12 protein-coding genes and 2 pseudogenes are annotated in these 17,889 nt (G+C 68.8%); 12 read left to right on the top strand and 2 right to left on the bottom strand.

Features of this window, described 5'->3' with window-relative positions; all coding sequences use genetic code 11:
- Together ACSQ89_RS22305 and ACSQ89_RS22300 are read right to left on the bottom strand one after the other, a co-directional pair.
- Entirely contained in the window at window positions 1-780 is a 780-nt protein-coding gene (locus ACSQ89_RS22305) for an ABC transporter ATP-binding protein (protein WP_436296421.1), read from the bottom strand.
- Window positions 774-1,475, bottom strand: a pseudogene (locus ACSQ89_RS22300) (ABC transporter permease); the annotation flags it as partial. The pseudogene ACSQ89_RS22300 and the gene ACSQ89_RS22305, both read right to left, overlap by 7 nt.
- Here ACSQ89_RS22300 and ACSQ89_RS22295 point away from each other — a divergent pair.
- From ACSQ89_RS22295 to ACSQ89_RS22240, 12 genes and pseudogenes are all read left to right on the top strand, one after another.
- Window positions 1,459-2,067, top strand: a complete 609-nt coding sequence (locus tag ACSQ89_RS22295) for a cysteine dioxygenase (protein ID WP_436293378.1) — start codon at window positions 1,459-1,461, stop codon at window positions 2,065-2,067. The pseudogene ACSQ89_RS22300 and the gene ACSQ89_RS22295 overlap by 17 nt on opposite strands.
- Window positions 2,064-3,181: pseudogene (locus tag ACSQ89_RS22290) on the top strand (rhodanese-like domain-containing protein); the annotation flags it as partial. The gene ACSQ89_RS22295 and the pseudogene ACSQ89_RS22290, both read left to right, overlap by 4 nt.
- A 185-nt stretch (window positions 3,182-3,366) precedes the next feature.
- Window positions 3,367-4,458 (top strand): iron-sulfur cluster carrier protein ApbC, encoded by a 1,092-nt coding sequence (apbC, locus tag ACSQ89_RS22285; protein ID WP_093105954.1) that lies wholly within the window; start codon window positions 3,367-3,369, stop codon window positions 4,456-4,458.
- A 10-nt stretch (window positions 4,459-4,468) separates the two neighbouring features.
- Window positions 4,469-5,413: a LysR family transcriptional regulator gene (locus tag ACSQ89_RS22280; RefSeq protein ID WP_436293380.1), complete on the top strand. Its 945-nt coding sequence runs from the start codon at window positions 4,469-4,471 to the stop codon at window positions 5,411-5,413.
- A 134-nt stretch (window positions 5,414-5,547) separates the two neighbouring features.
- Window positions 5,548-7,356, top strand: coding sequence for an NADH-ubiquinone oxidoreductase-F iron-sulfur binding region domain-containing protein (locus ACSQ89_RS22275; protein ID WP_436293381.1), 1,809 nt, complete (start codon window positions 5,548-5,550; stop codon window positions 7,354-7,356).
- Complete coding sequence (gene fdhF / locus ACSQ89_RS22270; RefSeq protein ID WP_436293382.1) at window positions 7,353-10,340, top strand: formate dehydrogenase subunit alpha; 2,988 nt, start codon at window positions 7,353-7,355, stop codon at window positions 10,338-10,340. Before ACSQ89_RS22275 ends, fdhF begins: the two co-directional genes overlap by 4 nt.
- Window positions 10,341-10,513: 173 nt before the next feature.
- On the top strand, window positions 10,514-12,730 hold the full coding sequence (locus ACSQ89_RS22265; RefSeq protein ID WP_436293383.1) for a LamG-like jellyroll fold domain-containing protein: 2,217 nt from the start codon (window positions 10,514-10,516) through the stop codon (window positions 12,728-12,730).
- Window positions 12,731-12,838: 108 nt separating this feature from the next.
- Entirely contained in the window at window positions 12,839-13,975 is a 1,137-nt protein-coding gene (locus ACSQ89_RS22260; protein ID WP_436296420.1) for an ABC transporter substrate-binding protein, read from the top strand.
- A 74-nt stretch (window positions 13,976-14,049) separates the two neighbouring features.
- Entirely contained in the window at window positions 14,050-14,634 is a 585-nt protein-coding gene (locus ACSQ89_RS22255; protein ID WP_093106172.1) for a DUF3305 domain-containing protein, read from the top strand.
- Window positions 14,627-15,235, top strand: a complete 609-nt coding sequence (locus ACSQ89_RS22250) for a DUF3306 domain-containing protein (protein ID WP_093105970.1) — start codon at window positions 14,627-14,629, stop codon at window positions 15,233-15,235. Before ACSQ89_RS22255 ends, ACSQ89_RS22250 begins: the two co-directional genes overlap by 8 nt.
- A complete protein-coding gene (locus tag ACSQ89_RS22245; protein ID WP_436296419.1) occupies window positions 15,159-17,273 on the top strand; it encodes a 4Fe-4S dicluster domain-containing protein in 2,115 nt (704 codons plus the stop codon). Before ACSQ89_RS22250 ends, ACSQ89_RS22245 begins: the two co-directional genes overlap by 77 nt.
- Window positions 17,270-17,887: a TorD/DmsD family molecular chaperone gene (locus ACSQ89_RS22240; RefSeq protein ID WP_093105973.1), complete on the top strand. Its 618-nt coding sequence runs from the start codon at window positions 17,270-17,272 to the stop codon at window positions 17,885-17,887. Before ACSQ89_RS22245 ends, ACSQ89_RS22240 begins: the two co-directional genes overlap by 4 nt.
- Window positions 17,888-17,889 lie beyond the last annotated feature (2 nt).

Raw genomic sequence — 17,889 nt, 5'->3', positions numbered from 1 at the left:
CTACCAGGTCGCATCCAAACCTAGATGACGCAGTGCTTCGTGCCGGAGTTCGGCCAGCCTCGGATGGCCGCGATGACGCGGGTAGGGCAGGTCGACTTCGAGCTGCGCCGTGATGCGCGCCGGCCGGTCGCTCAGCACGATCACCCGATTGGCGAGGAACAACGCCTCTTCGACATCGTGCGTGACCAGCAGCGCCGAGAAGCCCGTCCGCTGCCACAGGTTGACCAGCTCGCTCTGCATCGCGATGTGCGTCAGCGAGTCGAGCTTGCCCAGCGGCTCGTCGAGCACCAGCAGCTGCGGATCGTTGACCAGCGCCCGCGCCAGCGCGACGCGTTGCGCCATGCCCCCCGAGAGCTGATGGGGAAAGCTCTTCGCGAAGTCGGCAAGGCCCACGAGCCTGAGCGCATCGTCGACGCGCGAACGCTGCGTCTTCAGCAGGCCGCGCGCCTGCAGCCCGAGCGCCACGTTGTCCCACACGTTGCGCCACGGATAGAGCGTCGGGTCTTGGAACACCACGATGCGCGAGGGACCGGGTCGCGCGATGCGCTCGCCGTCCTGCGTGATGCTGCCGGTGGTGGCTGGCTCCAGCCCGGCCACCAGCCGCAGCAGCGTCGACTTGCCGCAGCCGCTGGGCCCCAGCAGCGCGACGAACTCGCCCGGCTGCACCGTGAGGTCGATGCCGTCTAGCACCTGCAGCACGCCGGCCGACAGCTGGAACCAGTGGCCGACGTTGCGCACCTCGATGCGTGCGCCGGCGGTTGTCGTCGCTGCGGCTACCACTTGACCGTCCCCTTCTGCCACGAGAGCGCGCGGTCGCGCACCGCGAACAGCAGCGTGATGAGGCCCGAGCACAGCACCGCCATCACCAGCAGCGCCGCATACATGTTGGCGTAGGCGGCCCAGCCCTGGGCCCACTGCAGGTACCAGCCGAGGCCGGCCTTCACGCCCATCATCTCGGCCGTGACCAGCACCGAGAACGAAGCGCCGAGCCCCATGAAGAGGCCGACGAAGACCTGCGGCAGGGCAGCCGGCACCGCCACGCGCAGCACCAGGAACCATTCGGGCGCGCCCAGCGTGCGCGCCACTGCGTAGTAGTTCTTGTTGACCGAGGCCACGCCCGACCAGCTCAGCACCGCCACCGGGAAGAAGGTCGCGAGCCCGATCAGGAACACCGCGGCCGCATAGCTCGAGGGCGCGAAGAAGAAGGCCAGCGGCAGCAGCGCCGAGGCCGGCACCGGCCCGAGAAAGCGCAGCAGCGGATGCACCCAGTAGCCGGCGATGCGCGACCAGCCGATCCAGACGCCGGTCGTGAAGCCGACCCCCGCGCCGAGCACGAAGCCGTGCGCCAGCAGGCGCGCCGAATGCGCGGTCGAGATGCCGAGCCGGCGCCAGTCCTCGTAGGCGACGTCGATCAGGCTTTGCGGCGGGGCGAAGAAGGGCGGTGGCAGCAGGCCCAGCTTGGCGGTCGCCACCTCCGCGCTGGCGCCGCTGCGCGAGTTCGTGGTCGATTTCGGCCGCCTGCTCGATACGCATCCCGGCGAACCGCGCATCCTGGAGGAGGGCGGTGCGCTGCTGCGCCGGCTGGTGGCGCGCGACGACTGGCTGCCCGATGCCTATGCCCGGCCGCACCCCGAGCGCTACCAGCAGTTCCTGCTGCATGCCGACTCGACCGAGCGCTTCTCGGTCGTCAGCTTCGTCTGGGGCCCGGGCCAGGCCACGCCGGTACACGACCACACGGTGTGGGGGCTGATCGGCATGCTGCGCGGGGCCGAGTACAGCCAGGCCTACCGCGAGCGGCATGGCGAGCTGCGCCCCGAGGGCGAGCCCTCGTGGCTTGCGCCGGGCGACGTGCAGGCCGTGTCGCCTCGCATCGGCGACGTGCACCGCGTGCACAACGCCTGCGACGACCGCGTGTCGATCAGCATCCATGTCTACGGCGCCAACATCGGTGCGGTGCGGCGCCATACTTACCCTGCGGGCGGCGGGCGCAAGCCCTTCGTCTCCGGCTACTCGAATACGCAACTGCCCAATCTCTGGGACCGATCCGCCGAACTTCACCATCCATGACTGCCACGCTGTCCTTTGTCGCCGTGCGCGCCCACCTGCTTGCGGGCGGCGAGATCGCCTTGCTCGACGTGCGCGAGGAAGACCCCTTCGCACAGGCCCATCCGCTGTGGGCCGCGAACCTGCCGCTGTCGCGCATCGAGCTCGATGCCTGGCGCCGCATTCCGCGCCGCGACACGCTGATCGTGGTCTATGGCGAGCACGAGGGCATCGACCTCGCGCCGCTCGCGGTCGAGCGGCTGGGCGCGCTGGGCTACACCCAAGTGCGCCTACTCGAAGGCGGGCTCGACGGCTGGCGCCAAGCCGGCGGCGAGCTGTTCCGCGACGTCAACGTGCCGAGCAAGGCCTTCGGCGAACTGGTCGAGCATGAGCGCCATACGCCCTCGCTCGCGGCCGAGGAAGTGAAGGCGCTGATCGATGCCAAGGCCGACGTGGTGGTGCTGGATGCGCGCCGCTTCGACGAATACCAGACCATGAGCATCCCCACCGCGACCAGCGTGCCCGGCGCCGAGCTGGTGCTGCGCGTGCGCGAGCTGGCGCCAGATCCGGCCATGCGCGTGATCGTCAACTGCGCGGGGCGCACGCGCAGCATCATCGGCACGCAGTCGCTGGTGAATGCGGGCATCCCCAATCCGGTGGCGGCGCTGCGCAACGGGACGATTGGCTGGAAGCTGGCGGGGCAGGTGCTCGACCACGGCGCCACGCGCCGGGCGCCCGAAGCAGGTGAAGCGAACCGTGCCGCGGCGCGGGCTTCGGCGCAAGACGTGGCACGGCGTGCCGGCGTGCCGGCGTGCGTTGGGTCGATCTCCACGCGCTCGCCACCCTCGAAGCGCCTGGCCGCACGCTCTACCGCTTCGACGTGCGCACGCCCGAGGAGTACGAGGCCGGCCACCTGCCCGGCTTCGCGAGCGCGCCGGGCGGGCAGCTGGTGCAGGAGACCGATCACCACGTGCCGGTGCGCGGCGCGCGCATCGTGCTGGCCGATGACGACGGCGTGCGGGCGCCGATGACGGCCTCGTGGCTGGCGCAGATGGGGTGGGAGGTGCATGTGCTGGCGCCGCAGGCCGCGTCGGCGCGCAGTGACAAGGGTCCGGCACCGGCCAAGGCCGCGACGCCTGCGACCGGCCGCTACCGCCGGCCCTACGAAGGCACCGACGCGCCGCCCGAGGCGATGCAGGCCTACCTCGACTGGGAGTTCGGCCTGGTGGCGCAGCTGGAGTCCGACGGCACGCACGGCTTTCGCGTGCTCTGAATAGGCGCCGCGACGCGGCGGACTAGACTATCTGTCATTAGGAGTTACCAATGGCAGTTACCCAGGCGGCGCTCACCGAAGCGCTCAAGACCGTCCTCGACCCCAACACGGGCAAGGACTTCGTCAGCACCAAGGCGCTGAAAAACCTGCAGATCCACGAGGGCGACGTCTCCTTCGACATCGAGCTCGGCTATCCGGCCAAGAGCCAGATGCCGGCGATGCGCAAGGCGCTGGTGGCCGCGGCCAAGGGCGTGGCCGGCGTGGAGAACGTGTCGGTCAACATCGCGACCAAGGTCATCAGCCATGCCGTGCAGCGCGGCGTGCAGCTGATGCCCAACGTCAAGAACATCATCGCCGTGGCTTCGGGCAAGGGCGGCGTGGGCAAGAGCACCACCGCGGCCAACCTGGCGCTGGCGCTGGCGGCCGAGGGGGCCAGCGTCGGCCTGCTCGATGCCGACATCTACGGCCCGAGCCTGCCCATGATGCTGGGCATCGACCGCCGTCCCGAGAGCGAGGACGGCAAGACCATGGAGCCGCTGGAAAACCACGGCGTGCAGGTGATGTCGATCGGCTTCCTGGTCGACCAGGACGAGGCCATGATCTGGCGCGGCCCGATGGCCACCCAGGCGCTGGAGCAGCTCCTGCGTCAGACCAACTGGAAAGAGCTCGACTACCTGATCGTCGACCTGCCGCCCGGCACCGGCGACATCCAGCTGACGCTCTCGCAGCGCGTGCCGATGACCGGCGCAGTGATCGTGACCACGCCGCAGGACATCGCGCTGCTCGACGCCAAGAAGGGCATCAAGATGTTCGAGAAGGTCGGCGTGCCGATCCTCGGCATCGTCGAGAACATGGCGGTGCACGTGTGCTCGAACTGCGGCCACGTCGAGCACATCTTCGGCGCCGAGGGCGGCAAGAAGATGGCCGCGCAATACAACATGGAGTACCTCGGCGCGCTGCCGCTGGACATCAACATCCGCCTGCAGGCCGACAGCGGCAAGCCGACGGTGGTGGCCGATCCCGACGGCGAGGTGGCGGGCATCTACAAGTCGGTGGCGCGCCGCGTGGCGGTCGGCATTGCCGAAAAGGCGAAGGATTTCTCGGCCAAGTTCCCGACCATCACGGTCAGCAAGAACACCTGATCAAGCGCTCATGAACCTGCTCGCGTCCATGCGCTACCTCAGCGCGCTGCACGAGCACCGCCACTTCGGCCGCGCCGCGCAGGCCTGCCACATCACGCAGCCGGCCTTGTCGAACGCGCTGCGTGCGCTGGAGGCCGAGTTCGGCGTGGTGATCGTCAAGCGCGGGCGCACCTATTCCGGGCTGACGCACGAGGGCGAGGCCGTGCTGGCCGCGGCCCACCGCATGCTGCACGAGAACGAGGTGCTGCAGCAGCTGCTCAAGAGCGAAGAAGACCGTCCGCGCGGCAACCTGCGCATGGCCGCGGTGCCGACCGCGATGCCGATGCTGGCGCGCTTCGCGGGACGGCTGCGGGCGCGCCATCCGGGCATCGTGCCGACGGTGCTGTCGATGAGTTCGCTCGAGCTCGAAACCGGGCTGGAGAACCTGTCGCTCGACCTGGCCCTCGGCTACACCGAGCGCATGCGAAGCGGCGAGGTCAAGCTCACGGCCTGGCCGCAGAGCATCGAGCACTATTACCTGGTGCGCCGGTCGGCGAGCGCCGACCAGCTGGCGCTGCAGTTCGGCGCGCCCATCGCCTGGGCAGAAGCGGGGCGGCTGCCCCTGTGCCTGCTGACGCCGGAAATGCACAACCGCTCCATCGTCGACCAGGCCTTCGCCGATGCCGGCGTCTCGGTGAAGCCGGCCATCGAGACCAATTCGGTGCTGACGCTGGCGCTCAGCGTGAGCGCCGGGGACGTTTGCGCCGTGCTGCCCGGCGGCATGGTCGATGCCGTGCGCAGCCACGGCGAACTGGAGGCGCTGCCCCTGGTGGCGCCGGAGGTGCGCACGCCGATCGGCTTCATGACGCAGACGGCCGTGCGGCCCTCGCGCGCCCTCGATGCGGCGCTGGCGCTGGTCCAGAGCCCGGCCTGGCAGCAGGAAGTCGCGGCGCACAGCGGAGCGCTGCGCGGCTAGTGAGGTGCGCCGCATCATTTCTTTATTGAATCGCCCCATGTGCGGATTCAATTTGCCGAAAACCGCAGGCGGGGCGACAGTCGGGCAGGCCGTGCCTTCGCGCGGCCGGACAGTCCGCAACAACGGCCGAGGCAATGAACTACCCAGGCACCCAGAACGCCGTCCAGGCGATCCCGCTCGCGACCCCCGATCAACTGCGCGAGCGCATCCGCCGCAAGAGCAAGCTCAAGGGCCGGCAGCCCGAGACCGAAGCGCTGGCGGAGGTGCGCGCACTCATCGGCCCGCGGCCCGATGACGGCTGGCGGCGCGACCTGCTGATCGAGCAGCTGCACCTGCTCAACGATGCGCACGGCGGGCTGCACGACCGCCACCTGGTGGCGCTGGCCTCGCTCATCAACGTTCCGATGGCCGAGGTCTACGAGGTTGCGACCTTCTATCACCACTTCGAAGTGCTGCGCGGCGACGAGCAGGCACCCGGGCTCACGATCCGCGTGTGCGATGGCCTGGCCTGCGAGCTGGCCGGCGCACAGGACCTGCTCGCGCGGCTGCCTGCGCTGCTGGGCGCGGCAGGCCGCGACGACGTGCGCGTGATCTCCGCGCCCTGCATCGGCCGCTGCGAGCAGGCGCCGGCCGCGGCGGTGCACCAGCGCGCCGTGCCGCTGGCGACCACCGACCGGCTGCTGCAGGCGCTGGACGCCAGGCCGTCAGCGCCCGAGACCCTCAACTTCGTGCCGGCGGCGCTGGCCGAGAAAAGCGTCTCGCCGCCGCCCGAAGGGATCGCGGAGATCCCCGCCTTCACGGACTACGCCACCTACCGCGCCAACGGCGGCTATGCGCTCGCGGCCGCGCTGGTCAACGGCGAAGAGGACGCCGAGGCCGTGCTCCGCGCGATGGAAGACTCGGGCCTGCGCGGCCTCGGCGGCGCGGGCTTTCCGGCCGGGCGCAAGTGGCGCATCGTGCGCGAGCAGCCGGCGCCGAAACTCATGGCGGTGAACATCGACGAGGGCGAGCCCGGTACCTTCAAGGACCGTACCTACCTCGAGCGCGATCCGCATCGCTTCCTCGAAGGGCTGCTGGTGGCCGCGCAGGTCGTGGGCACCGAGGCCTGCTACATCTACCTGCGCGACGAATACCACGACTGCCGCCGGCTGCTCGAGGCCGAGCTGGCCAAGCTCAAGGCCGACCCGCCCTGCACGCTGCCGCGCATCGAGCTGCGGCGCGGCGCCGGCGCCTACATCTGCGGCGAGGAGTCCGCGATGATCGAGAGCATCGAAGGCAAGCGCGGTGAGCCGCGCATGCGCCCGCCCTACATCGCGCAGGTCGGCCTGTTCGGCCGGCCGACGCTGGAGCACAACTTCGAGACGCTCTACTGGGTGCGCGACATCGTCGAGAAAGGCCCGCAGTGGTTCAGCGGCTTCGGCCGCCACGGGCGCAAGGGGCTGCGCAGCTTCAGCGTGAGCGGGCGCGTCAAGAACCCCGGCGTCAAGCTCGCACCGGCGGGCATCACGGTGCAGGAGCTGATCGACGAATACTGCGGCGGCATGCTGCACGGCCACACGCTTTACGGCTATCTGCCCGGCGGCGCCTCGGGCGGCATCCTGCCGGCGCGCATGAACGACATCCCGCTGGATTTCGACACGCTGCAGCCTTACGGCTGCTTCATCGGCTCGGCCGCCGTGATGGTGCTGAGCCAGCACGATCGCGCGCGCGATGCGGCGCTGAACATGATGCGCTTCTTCGAACACGAGAGCTGCGGCCAGTGCACGCCCTGCCGCGTCGGCACCGCCAAGGCGGCGGCGCTGATGCAGGCGCCGGTGTGGGACAACGCCACGCTGGAAGACCTCGCGCAGGTCATGGGAGATGCATCGATCTGCGGGCTGGGGCAGGCCGCGCCCAATCCGATCCGCTGCATCCAGAAGTACTTCCCCGAGGAGATCGCGTGAACGCTCCCACACGACTTGCCGAAGTGATTCCGCAGACCATCGAGTTCAAGCTCGACGGCCGCGCCGTCCAGGCCTTCGAAGGCGAAACCATTCTTCAGGCCGCGCAGCGCCACGGCGTCGATATCCCGCACCTTTGCTACAAGGAGGGCCTGCGCCCCGACGGCAACTGCCGCGCCTGCGTGGTCGAGGTGAAGGGCGAGCGCACGCTCGCGCCGAGCTGCTGCCGCAATGCGACGGCGGGCATGGAGGTGCAGGCCAGCAGCGAGCGGGCGCTGAAGAGCCAGAAGATGGTGGTCGAGATGCTCTTGTCCGATATGCCGGACCGCGGGTACAAGTGGAACGACGAGGCGGTGGCGAAGGCTGCGAGCCCCCACCCCAACCCTCCCCCAGAGGGGGAGGGGGCGAGTCCGGAGTTGCTCCCTCCCCCTCTGGGGGAGGGCGGGGGTGGGGGCTTCCCCGTCGGCCAGCACGGCGAGCTCAGCGAATGGGCCGAACGCCTCGGAATCTCCGTCCGCCCCGAGCTCAAGGCCCTGCGCCGCGAGCAACCCAAGGCCGATGTCTCGCACCCCGCGATGGCTGTCAACCTCGACGCCTGCATCCAGTGCAACCGTTGCGTGCGCGCCTGCCGCGAGGAGCAGGTCAACGACGTGATCGGCTACGCGATGCGCGGCGGGGATTCGAAGATCGTGTTCGACCTCGACGACCCGATGGGCGACAGCACCTGCGTGGCCTGCGGCGAATGCGTGCAGGCCTGCCCGACCGGCGCCTTGATGCCCAAGAGCCAGATCGGCTCGCAGCAGGTCGACCGCAAGGTCGATTCGGTCTGCCCCTTCTGCGGCGTGGGTTGCCTGATCACCTACAACGTCAAGGACGAGAAGATCGTCAGCGTCGACGGCCGCGACGGCCCGGCCAACCACAGCCGGCTCTGCGTCAAGGGCCGCTTCGGCTTCGACTATGCGCACCATCCGCAGCGCCTGACCAAGCCGCTGATCCGCAAGCCCGGCGTGCCCAAGGACTTCAACGACGCACCGCGGCCCGGCGACTGGCACGACGCCTTCCGCGAGGCCAGCTGGGAAGAGGCGCTCGCGCTCACCGCGGGCAAGCTCAAGAGCCTGCGCGACACGCACGGCAAGAAGGCGCTGGCCGGCTTCGGCTCGGCCAAGGGCAGCAACGAAGAGGCCTACCTGTTCCAGAAGCTGGTGCGCACCGGCTTCGGCAGCAACAACGTCGACCATTGCACGCGGCTGTGCCACGCCTCCAGCGTGGCGGCGCTGCTCGAAGGCGTGGGTTCGGGCGCGGTGAGCAACCAGGTCAACGACGTGGAGCATGCGGACCTGATCTTCATCATCGGCTCCAACCCGACCGCCAACCATCCGGTGGCCGCCACCTGGATGAAGAACGCCGCCAAGCGCGGCGCGAAGATCGTGCTGGCCGACCCGCGCGTCACCGACATCGGCCGGCACGCCTGGCGCACGCTGCAGTTCAAGGCCGACACCGACGTCGCGATGCTCAATGCGCTGATCCACGCGGTGATCGACGAGGGCCTGGTCGACGAGGCCTTCGTCCGCGACCGCGCCAGCAACTTCGAGGCGCTGCGCGAGAACGTCAAGGGCTACAGCCCCGAGGCGATGGCGCCGATCTGCGGCATTCCGGCCGAGACGCTGCGCGAAGTGGCGCGGGCCTTCGCCAAGGCCAAGGGCGCGATGGTGTTGTGGGGCATGGGCATCAGCCAGCACGTGCACGGCACCGACAACGCGCGCTGCCTGATCGCGCTGGTCGCGGTCACCGGCCAGATCGGCAAGCCCGGCTCGGGCCTGCATCCGCTGCGCGGGCAGAACAACGTGCAGGGCGCGAGCGATGCGGGGCTGATCCCGATGATGTTCCCCAACTACCAGCGCGTCGACAACCCGGGCGTGCACGCTTGGTTCGAGAACTTCTGGGGCATGCCGCTCGATGAGAAGCCGGGCTACACGGTGGTCGAGATCATGCACAAGGCGCTGGCGCCGGACAGCGATCCGCACAAGATCCGCGGCATGTACATCATGGGCGAGAACCCCGCGATGAGCGACCCGGACCTCAACCATGCGCGCCATGCGCTCGCGAGCCTGGAACACCTGGTGGTGCAGGACATCTTCATGACCGAGACCGCGTGGCTGGCCGACGTGGTGCTGCCGGCCACTGCCTGGCCCGAGAAGACCGGCACCGTGAGCAACACCGATCGCATGGTGCAGCTTGGCAAGAAGGCGCTCAACCCGCCCGGCGATGCGAAGCCCGATCTCTGGATCATCCAGCAGATCGCAAAACGCATGGGCTTGGCCTGGAACTACGAGGGCGAGGAGTCCGGCGTGGCCGCCGTCTACGAAGAGATGCGCCAGGCCATGCATGCGGCCATCAGTGGCATCACCTGGGAGCGGCTGCAGCGCGAATCCAGCGTGACCTACCCCTGCCTGGACGCGGACGATCCGGGCCAGCCGACTGTCTTTATCGACGACTTCCCGACCGCCGACGGCCGCGTGAAGCTGGTGCCGGCCGACATCATCCCGGCCGACGAGCGGCCCGATGCCAAGTACCCCTTCGTGCTGATCACCGGGCGCCAGCTCGAGCACTGGCACACCGGCAGCATGACGCGCCGCGCCACCGTGCTCGATGCGCTGGAGCCGATGGCCACGGCGTCGATGAACCAGAGCGACCTGGAGACCCTGGGCCTCCAGGCGGGCGACGTGGTCACGATCCGCTCGCGCCGCGGCGAGGTGGCGATCCACGTGCGCCGCGACGACGGAACGCCGAACGGCGCGGTGTTCGTGCCCTTCGCCTACTACGAGGCGGCAGCCAACCTGATGACCAATGCGGCGCTCGATCCCATGGGCAAGATCCCGGAGTTCAAGTACTGCGCGGTGCAGGTGCTGCGCGGCGGCGTGCCGGTGGCTGCCGCGGGCTATGGAACCGGGGCGGTGGCAACGGTGGAAACGGCGACGGCGCACTGAAAAGCGGCATCGTGATGTGACATTTTTGGCATAGCGAGCGTCTTTCTGACGCCGGACGTCGCACCGCGGGCACGCATGCCAGGCGCGGCCCTGCGCGAGGACCTTGGCTCGAGTGACTGGCATATATGTTGCTGGCCGTAACTTATCCAGCACATCACAACGCCAAGTCAAACGTGGACCAGCCAAAAAACGACAACGACATTTCATTGGATCGCCGCCTCTTCTGCGTGGGCGCAGTGAGCTTCGCAGCCCTGGGAACCGCGGCCTGCGGAGACGGTGGAAGCAGCGGCTTCGGCAGCGCCGGCGCGCTCGGCACCACGCAACAGAATGCGGCGACTTCGACGGCCACGTCCACCGAAGTCGCTGCGACCGAGCCTGTCACCAACTCCACCTTGACGTCGCAAGCGCGAAAGTTCACGCATCCCGGTCTGCTGCACACCGAGGCCGATTTCGAGCGCATGCGAACCAAGATCGCGGCCGGCGCCCAGCCCTGGGTCGACGGCTGGAACGCGCTCACCTCCAGCAGCCGTGCCCAGCTCGGCCGCGCGCCCGTGCCGCTGGCAACGGTGGTGCGCGGCGGCGACGGCGAGAACCACCGCACCATGGTCGAGGACATGGCGCGCGCCTACCAGTTCGCGCTGCGTTGGAAGGTCTCCGGCAACACCGCCTACGCGGACCTGGCGGTGCAATACCTCGACGCATGGTCGTCGACGATGACGGCACTCAACGGCAACTCCGACCGCTTCCTGGCCGCCGGCATCTACGGCTACCAATGGGCCAATGCGGCCGAGATGATGCGCAGCTATCCGGGCTGGTCGTCCGAAGGCGTCGCGCGCTTCCAGAAGCTGCTGCTGGAGGTGTTCTATCCGCTCAGCCACAGTTTCCTGATCAAGCACAACGACGCGAACATCACCAACTACTGGGCCAACTGGGATCTGTGCGCCATCTGCGCCATCCTGGCCATCGGCGTCTTCTGCGATCGCACCGACCTCTATGACGAGGCCATCGCGTACTACAAGACCGGCCGCGGCAACGGGGCGGCGGCACACAACGTCTACATGCTCCACCCCGGCTACCTGGGGCAATGGCAGGAAAGCGGCCGGGACCAGGGACACGCCACGCTCGGCATGGCGCTGACCGGCCTGCTGTGCGAAATGGCCTGGAGCCAGGGCGAGGACCTCTACGGCTACGGCAACAACCGCTTCCTCGCCGCCGCCGAGTATGTGGCCATGTCGAACCTGCAGGACGGCAACGGCCAGTACTACTCGCCGCCGTTCTCGACCTACGTCAACAGGCAGGGGACTTTCACCGTGGTGTCGACGGCCGGGCAGCCCAACCTGCGCCCGTGCTGGGAGTCGATCTACAACCACTACGTCAATCGCAAGGGGCTTGCGGCGCCCTGGGTGGCGACCATCGCCGCCCAGATACGCCCCGAGCGCAGCGAATGGGGCGGCGACCAGCCGAGCTTCGGCACGCTGACCTACAGCCGCGATCCCTTAGCCGCGGGCACGCCGCCGAGCGGCCTCACGGCCTACGTCACCGCCAACCAGGTACTGCTGTCGTGGTGGGGCAGTGCAGGCGCGACGAGCTACAAGGTCAAGCGCGGCCCTTCGGCGAACGGGCCTTTCGCCACCGTCGCCAGCGTCACCGACCCTCGCACCTACACCGACACGCCGGGCAACGGCGTCTGGCACTACGTCGTCACCGCGGTGAGCGCAAGCGGCGAGAGCAGCGTCTCCAACGTGGCGCGCGTGGCCTTGCCCAGCGAGCTGCGCGCGCAACTGCCGCTGGATGCGGCCAGCGGAACCACGGCCGCCGATGGCAGCGGCAACGGCCAAAACGGCACGCTGCAGGGCGGCGCCAGCTGGGGCGAAGGCCGCAGCGGCGGCCGCGCGCTGGCGCTCGACGGCAGCAGCGGCCACCTCGCGCTGCCCACCGGTGTGCTCTCCAGCCTGGGCGACTTCACGATCGCGCTGTGGGTGTACTGGAATGCCGCCGTCACCAACACACGCGTGTTCGACTTCGGCTCCAGCGACATCGCCTACCTCGCACTGCTGCCGCGCGATGCCGGCGGCTCGATGCGCTTCACGGTGACCGGCACCACCTGGTACGGCGAGCAGAGCATCGTGGCGAGCGCGTTGCCCACCGGCCGCTGGGTGCACCTGGCGGTCACCCTGTCGGGCACCACTGGCACGCTGTACGTTGACGGCGTGGCCGCCGGCAGCAACAACGCGATTGCGCTCGCGCCCTTCCAGCTCGGCGACACCACCCAGAACTGGCTCGGCCGCTCGCAGTACCCGGCCGACCCCTGCTTCAACGGGCGCATGCAGGACCTTCGTATCTACAGCGGCGCGTTGAGCGCAGCCGAGATTGCGGCGCTCGCGGCCTGAGGCGTCGGACGACGCCTGCCGTTGATCTAGGGTTAACACCTAGGCCCCATCGATTTTAAGTTACAGTAAGTGACTACTCGTTACATGAGCGCCTGACTCACTTACTCGATGGAAAAACCGATTCAACGCCGGCACGCGATCCAACGCCTTGCCGCCGCGAGCGCCGCGCTGGCACTTCCGGCTTGGGCCCAACCGGCGCGCATCGTGCTCGGGCAATCGGCCGCATTCAGCGGCCCGGCCGAGCAGCTGGGCATTCAGATGAACAAGGGCGCGCGCATCTTCTTCGATGCGCTCAATGCCTCGGGCGGCATCAACGGCCGCAGCGTCGAACTGCGCACGCTCGATGACGGCTACGAGCCCGAGCGCTGCAAGGCGAACACCGACAAGCTCATCAAGGACGAGGTCTTCGCGCTCTTCGGCTACGTCGGCACGCCCACCTGCCTGGCGGCGATGCCGCTGGTCGATGCGGCGAAGATTCCGTTCTTCGGCCCGTTCACCGGTGCCGAGGCCCTGCGCGAGCCGTTCCGCAAGACGGTGTTCCATGTCCGTGCCTCGTACTACGACGAGACCGCGCTGATCGTGAAGCAGCTCACCTCGCTGGGCCTCAGGAAGATCGCGGTGTTCCACCAGAACGATGCCTACGGCCAGGCCGGGCTGGAGGGCGTGAAGCGTGCGCTCAAGCCGCTCGCCCTGGACCCGGTGGCCGTGGGCAAGGTCGAGCGCAATTCGGTGAACGTCGCGCAGGCGGTAAAAGACATCACTGCCGCCGGCCCCACGGCCGTGGTGCAGATCGGCGCCTACAGGGCCTGCGCGGCCTTCATCCGCGAAGCGCGCAAGGCCGGCTACGGCGGCACCTTCTTCAACGTGTCCTTCGTCGGCACCGAGGCGCTGGGCGACGAGCTCGGCAAGGACGCCCGCGGCATCATGGTCAGCCAGGTGATGCCCTCTCCGTTCTCGACCAACACGCCGATCTCGCGCGAATACCTGGAGGCCACGCGCAAGGCCGGCCCTGAGGCCAAGCCCAACTATTCGAGCATGGAAGGCTACGTGGCCGCCAAGGTGCTGGCCGAGGGACTTCGCCGCGCGGGCCGCGCGCCGACGCGCGATTCGCTGGTCGCCGGCCTGGAGTCGATCCAGAACGCCGACTTCGGCGGCTTCCGCGTCGACTTCAGCGCCCGCAATCACGCGGCATCGAGCTACGTCGATCTGTCGATGCTGACGCAGGACGGCAAGGTTCGCCTTTGAGCTTGGGAAGCGGCTGCGCCGGCGCGAAACCCCGCTTGCATGTCGCCGGCGGCGCATCGGCTATCGTCCGCCGCATGGTCCCATCCGAAACCCCATCCGAGGGCGCACACCCTTCTCTCGCCGTGGCGGTCGTGATGCGGCGCGAGCGGCTCCACGGCCCGTCGAGCCATTGGCAGCCCTGGCGCTGGACGCTCGACGAGGTGGTCCCCGACGAGCCGGGCTTTGGCGACGCGCCGCGGCTCTTGCGCGACGACGAGGGCGCGCAGCGCTGGCTGCACCCGGGCTTCCAGGTCGAATTGTTTCGCGATGAAGCAGAGGGTTACCAGCTCAACGCAACAACGCCCGCGCCCTGCTGGTTCGTGATGTGGCGCATGGAAGAAGAGGCGACGCTGGCGCCGGAGCCGATTGCGCGGCCGCTGGTGGTGACGTTGAGCTACAACGAAGCGGGCCGCTGGCTCGATGCGCAGGAGAATGTCGAGCAGGTGCCGGCACCCGAAGAAGTGGTGGCGTGGCTGCGCGCCTTCGTCGAAGAACACTATGTGCTCGAGCCCAAGCGCCGCAAGCGGCCGGAGAGCTTCAAGCCGCTGGTCGACCGCTTCGGCAATGCGGCCAGCGTGTCGACCGAGAAGAAGCGCGGCCGGGGAGCGGGCGATGTCTGAAGGCTTTTTCGATCGCTGGTCGCGGCGCAAGCAGCAGGTGCGGGAAGGGGAGGTGCCCGCGCCTGAGCCGGTGGCGGCCGTGCCGGTTGTGGCGCCTGCGCTTGTGGAGACGCCTGGCCCCCATCCCAACCTTCCCCCAGAGGGGGAAGGAGAGATGCCACCGCCGCCGCCTACGCTGGCTGATGCTGAAGCGCTCACCATCGACTCCGACTTCAAGCCCTTCGTCGCGAAGAACGTCGCGCCGGAGGTCAAGAACGCGGCCTTCAAGAAGCTGTTCGCCGATCCGCACTTCAATGTGATGGACGGGCTGGACACCTACATCGACGACTACTCCCAGTCGACCCCGGTGCCCGAGAGCGTGCTGCGCCAGATGGCGAGCGCGAAGTTCCTGAACCTGTTCGAGGAAGAAGAATCGAAAGAAGACCCTGAGGCCCACGCACCCCCGGACGTGGCACAGTCGATGCCTCCCGAGGAAGTTCCCAGCCCGCCGGTTGCCGATGCGCAACCCGCCAGCCAAGAGACCGATGACCACCACGCTGATCTGCGACTGCAACAAGACGATGCCCCTCGAGCCGAAGACGCTCGGGACGGCACTGGCTGAGAACCTGCCTCTCCATTCGGCACTGTGCCGGCGCGAGGCGCCGGCCTTCCAGCGCGCGATCCAGTCCGGCGACGAGGTGGTGGTGGCCTGCACGCAGGAGAAGCGCTTGTTCGGCGAGCTCGCGCAACAGACCCCGGATGCGGTGTCTCCGATCCGCTTCGTCAACATCCGCGAAACCGGCGGCTGGAGCCGCGACGCGAAGAGCGCGATGCCGAAGATCGCCGCGCTGCTCGCCGCCGCCAGCCTGCCCGAGCCTGATCCCGTGTCGACGGTCAGCTATGCGAGCCAGGGCCGCTTGCTGATCGTCGGTGCGCTCGACGAAGCGGAGAAGGCGGCCGCGCTGTTGGGCGACGCGCTGGACGTCACGATCTTTTCGCAGGGCCCCGGCATGCTCGGCGGTGCGCAGGAGCGCCGCTGGCCGGTGATCGCGGGCCGCATCGATGCGCTCGCCGGCTGGCTCGGCGCCTTCAAGCTGCAGTGGACGCGCGACAACGCGATCGACCTCGACCTTTGCACGCGCTGCAACGCCTGCCTCGCCGTCTGCCCGGAACAGGCCATCGGCTTCGACTACCAGATCGACAACGCCAAGTGCACCTCGCACCGCGACTGCGAACGCGCCTGCGCGGTGGCCGGCGCGATCGATTTCAGCCGCGCGCCCGCGCAACTCGACGGCGCCTTCGACCTGGTGCTCGATCTCGGCGCCGCGCCGCTCATCGACTGGCATGCGCCGCCGCAGGGCTATTTCCACCTGGCCGGCGGCCTCGCGCATGCGCAGGGCCTGCAAACCCTGCTGCGCTTGCGCGAGCTGGTCGGCGAGTTCGAGAAGCCGAAGTTCTTCGACTACAAGCAGAAGCTTTGCGCGCACAGCCGCAACGAAGTGGTTGGCTGCAATGCCTGCATCGAGGTCTGCTCCGCGCACGCAGTGACGAGCGACAAGGAACGCCAGCGCATCGTCGTCAACCCGAACCTCTGCGTCGGCTGCGGCGCCTGCACCACCGTCTGCCCGACCGGAGCGCTCGGCTACACCTATCCGCGCACGCCCGACCAAGGCCTGAAGCTGCGCACGCTGCTTTCCACCTATGCAGGCGCGGGCGGGCGCGATGCCGTGCTGCTGCTGCACAGCCAGGAAGGCGGGCAGGCGCTGGTCGAACGGCTCGGGCGCGACGCGCAGCTCGGCCGCGCGCAGGGCGTGCCCGCGAACGTGATTCCGATCGGCCTCTGGCATGCCGCAAGCACCGGCATCGACCTCTGGCTCAGCGCGGTCGCCTTCGGCGCTTCGCAGGTGGCCGTGCTCGCGACCGGTGAGGAGGCGCCGGCCTACCTTGATGCGCTGCGCAAGCAGATGGCGATCGCGCAGGCGCTGCTGCTGGGGCTGGGCTACACGGGAACTCACTTCCGGTTGATCGAGGCGGCGACGCCCGCGGCCCTGGATGCCGCGCTGGCCGCCTTGCGCGACACGCGCCAGCAGCGGCCGGCCACGGCGGCGCGCTTCGCGGTCGGCACCGAGAAACGCAGCACGCTCGAACTCGCGCTCGACCACCTCATCGACGCGGCGCCGGCGCTGAAGGCGGCGCCCGAAACGGCGCTCGCGATTCCGCTGCCGGCAGGCTCGCCCTTCGGCACGATCGAGGTCGACAAGAACAAGTGCACGATGTGCCTGGCCTGCGTCAGCGCCTGCCCGGCCAGTGCGCTGCAGGACAACCCGAACGCGCCGCAGCTGCGCTTCGTCGAGAAGAACTGCGTGCAGTGCGGTCTTTGCGAAACCACCTGCCCCGAGGACGCGATCTCGCTGGTGCCGCGGCTGCTGGTCGCGGCCGAGCGCAAGCAGCCGGTGGTGCTCAACGAGGCCAAGCCTTGGAGCTGCATCCGCTGCGGCAAGCCCTTCGGCACCCAGAAGGCGATCGAGGCCATGCTCGGCAAGCTCGCGGGCCATGCGATGTTCCAGGGCGAGGCGCTCGAGCGGCTCAAGATGTGCAGCGACTGCCGGGTCATCGACCTGTACAGCGCGCAGAACGAAATGAAGATCACGCAGTTATGAGCGATAGTTTTCCGGTTTCCTCCGCGCTCGACGAGGAGCTTGCGCGCGCCGAGCTCTACGGCCTGCTGGCGCGGCTCTGGTATGCGGCGCCCGATGCCGAGTTGCTCGGCGCCTTCCAGGTCGCGCCGACCGAGGCGCCGGCTGCGGGCGCCTTTCTCGAGGAGCCCTGGCGCCAGCTCGTGGGCGTGGCGCGCGGCCTCGACGCCGCCGCGGCGAAGAGCGAGTACGACGCGCTCTTCGGCGGCATCGGCAAGCCCGAGGTCTACCTGTTCGGTTCGCACTACCTGAGCGGCTTTCTCAACGACAAGCCGCTGGCCCAGCTGCGTACCGACCTCGACCGGCTCGGCCTGGCGCGCGAGCAGGCGGTCTCCGAGACCGAGGACCACATCGCCTGCCTGTTCGAAGTGATGCGCTACCTGATCGCGGGCGAGGACGTCGCGGTCGCCAATCTCACGCAGCAGCAGGCCTTCTTCTCGACCCATGTTCAGTCTTGGCTGCCCGCCATGTGCGATGCGGTGGCGCAGCATCCGAAGGCGAACTTCTATGCCGCGCTGGCGGTGCTGACACGCGCATTCGCAGAGGTCGAAGCGCAGGGCTTCGACATGCTGAACTGAGT

The organism is Variovorax sp. LjRoot175 (assembly GCF_964253805.1).
In the GTDB taxonomy this organism is placed as follows: Bacteria; Pseudomonadota; Gammaproteobacteria; order Burkholderiales; family Burkholderiaceae_C; genus Variovorax.
This window is presented reverse-complemented; position numbering and strand designations above follow the sequence as displayed.

Bases quoted from the DNA above. Each gene is read 5' to 3' on its own strand.
- ACSQ89_RS22245 (WP_436296419.1), top strand. From the start codon at position 15,159: ATGACCACCACGCTGATCTGCGACTGCAACAAGACGATGCCCCTCGAG.
- ACSQ89_RS22250 (WP_093105970.1), top strand. From the start codon at position 14,627: ATGTCTGAAGGCTTTTTCGATCGCTGGTCGCGGCGCAAGCAGCAGGTG.
- ACSQ89_RS22260 (WP_436296420.1), top strand. From the start codon at position 12,839: ATGGAAAAACCGATTCAACGCCGGCACGCGATCCAACGCCTTGCCGCC.
- ACSQ89_RS22280 (WP_436293380.1), top strand. From the start codon at position 4,469: ATGAACCTGCTCGCGTCCATGCGCTACCTCAGCGCGCTGCACGAGCAC.
- ACSQ89_RS22275 (WP_436293381.1), top strand. From the start codon at position 5,548: ATGAACTACCCAGGCACCCAGAACGCCGTCCAGGCGATCCCGCTCGCG.
- apbC (WP_093105954.1), top strand. From the start codon at position 3,367: ATGGCAGTTACCCAGGCGGCGCTCACCGAAGCGCTCAAGACCGTCCTC.
- ACSQ89_RS22255 (WP_093106172.1), top strand. From the start codon at position 14,050: ATGGTCCCATCCGAAACCCCATCCGAGGGCGCACACCCTTCTCTCGCC.
- ACSQ89_RS22240 (WP_093105973.1), top strand. From the start codon at position 17,270: ATGAGCGATAGTTTTCCGGTTTCCTCCGCGCTCGACGAGGAGCTTGCG.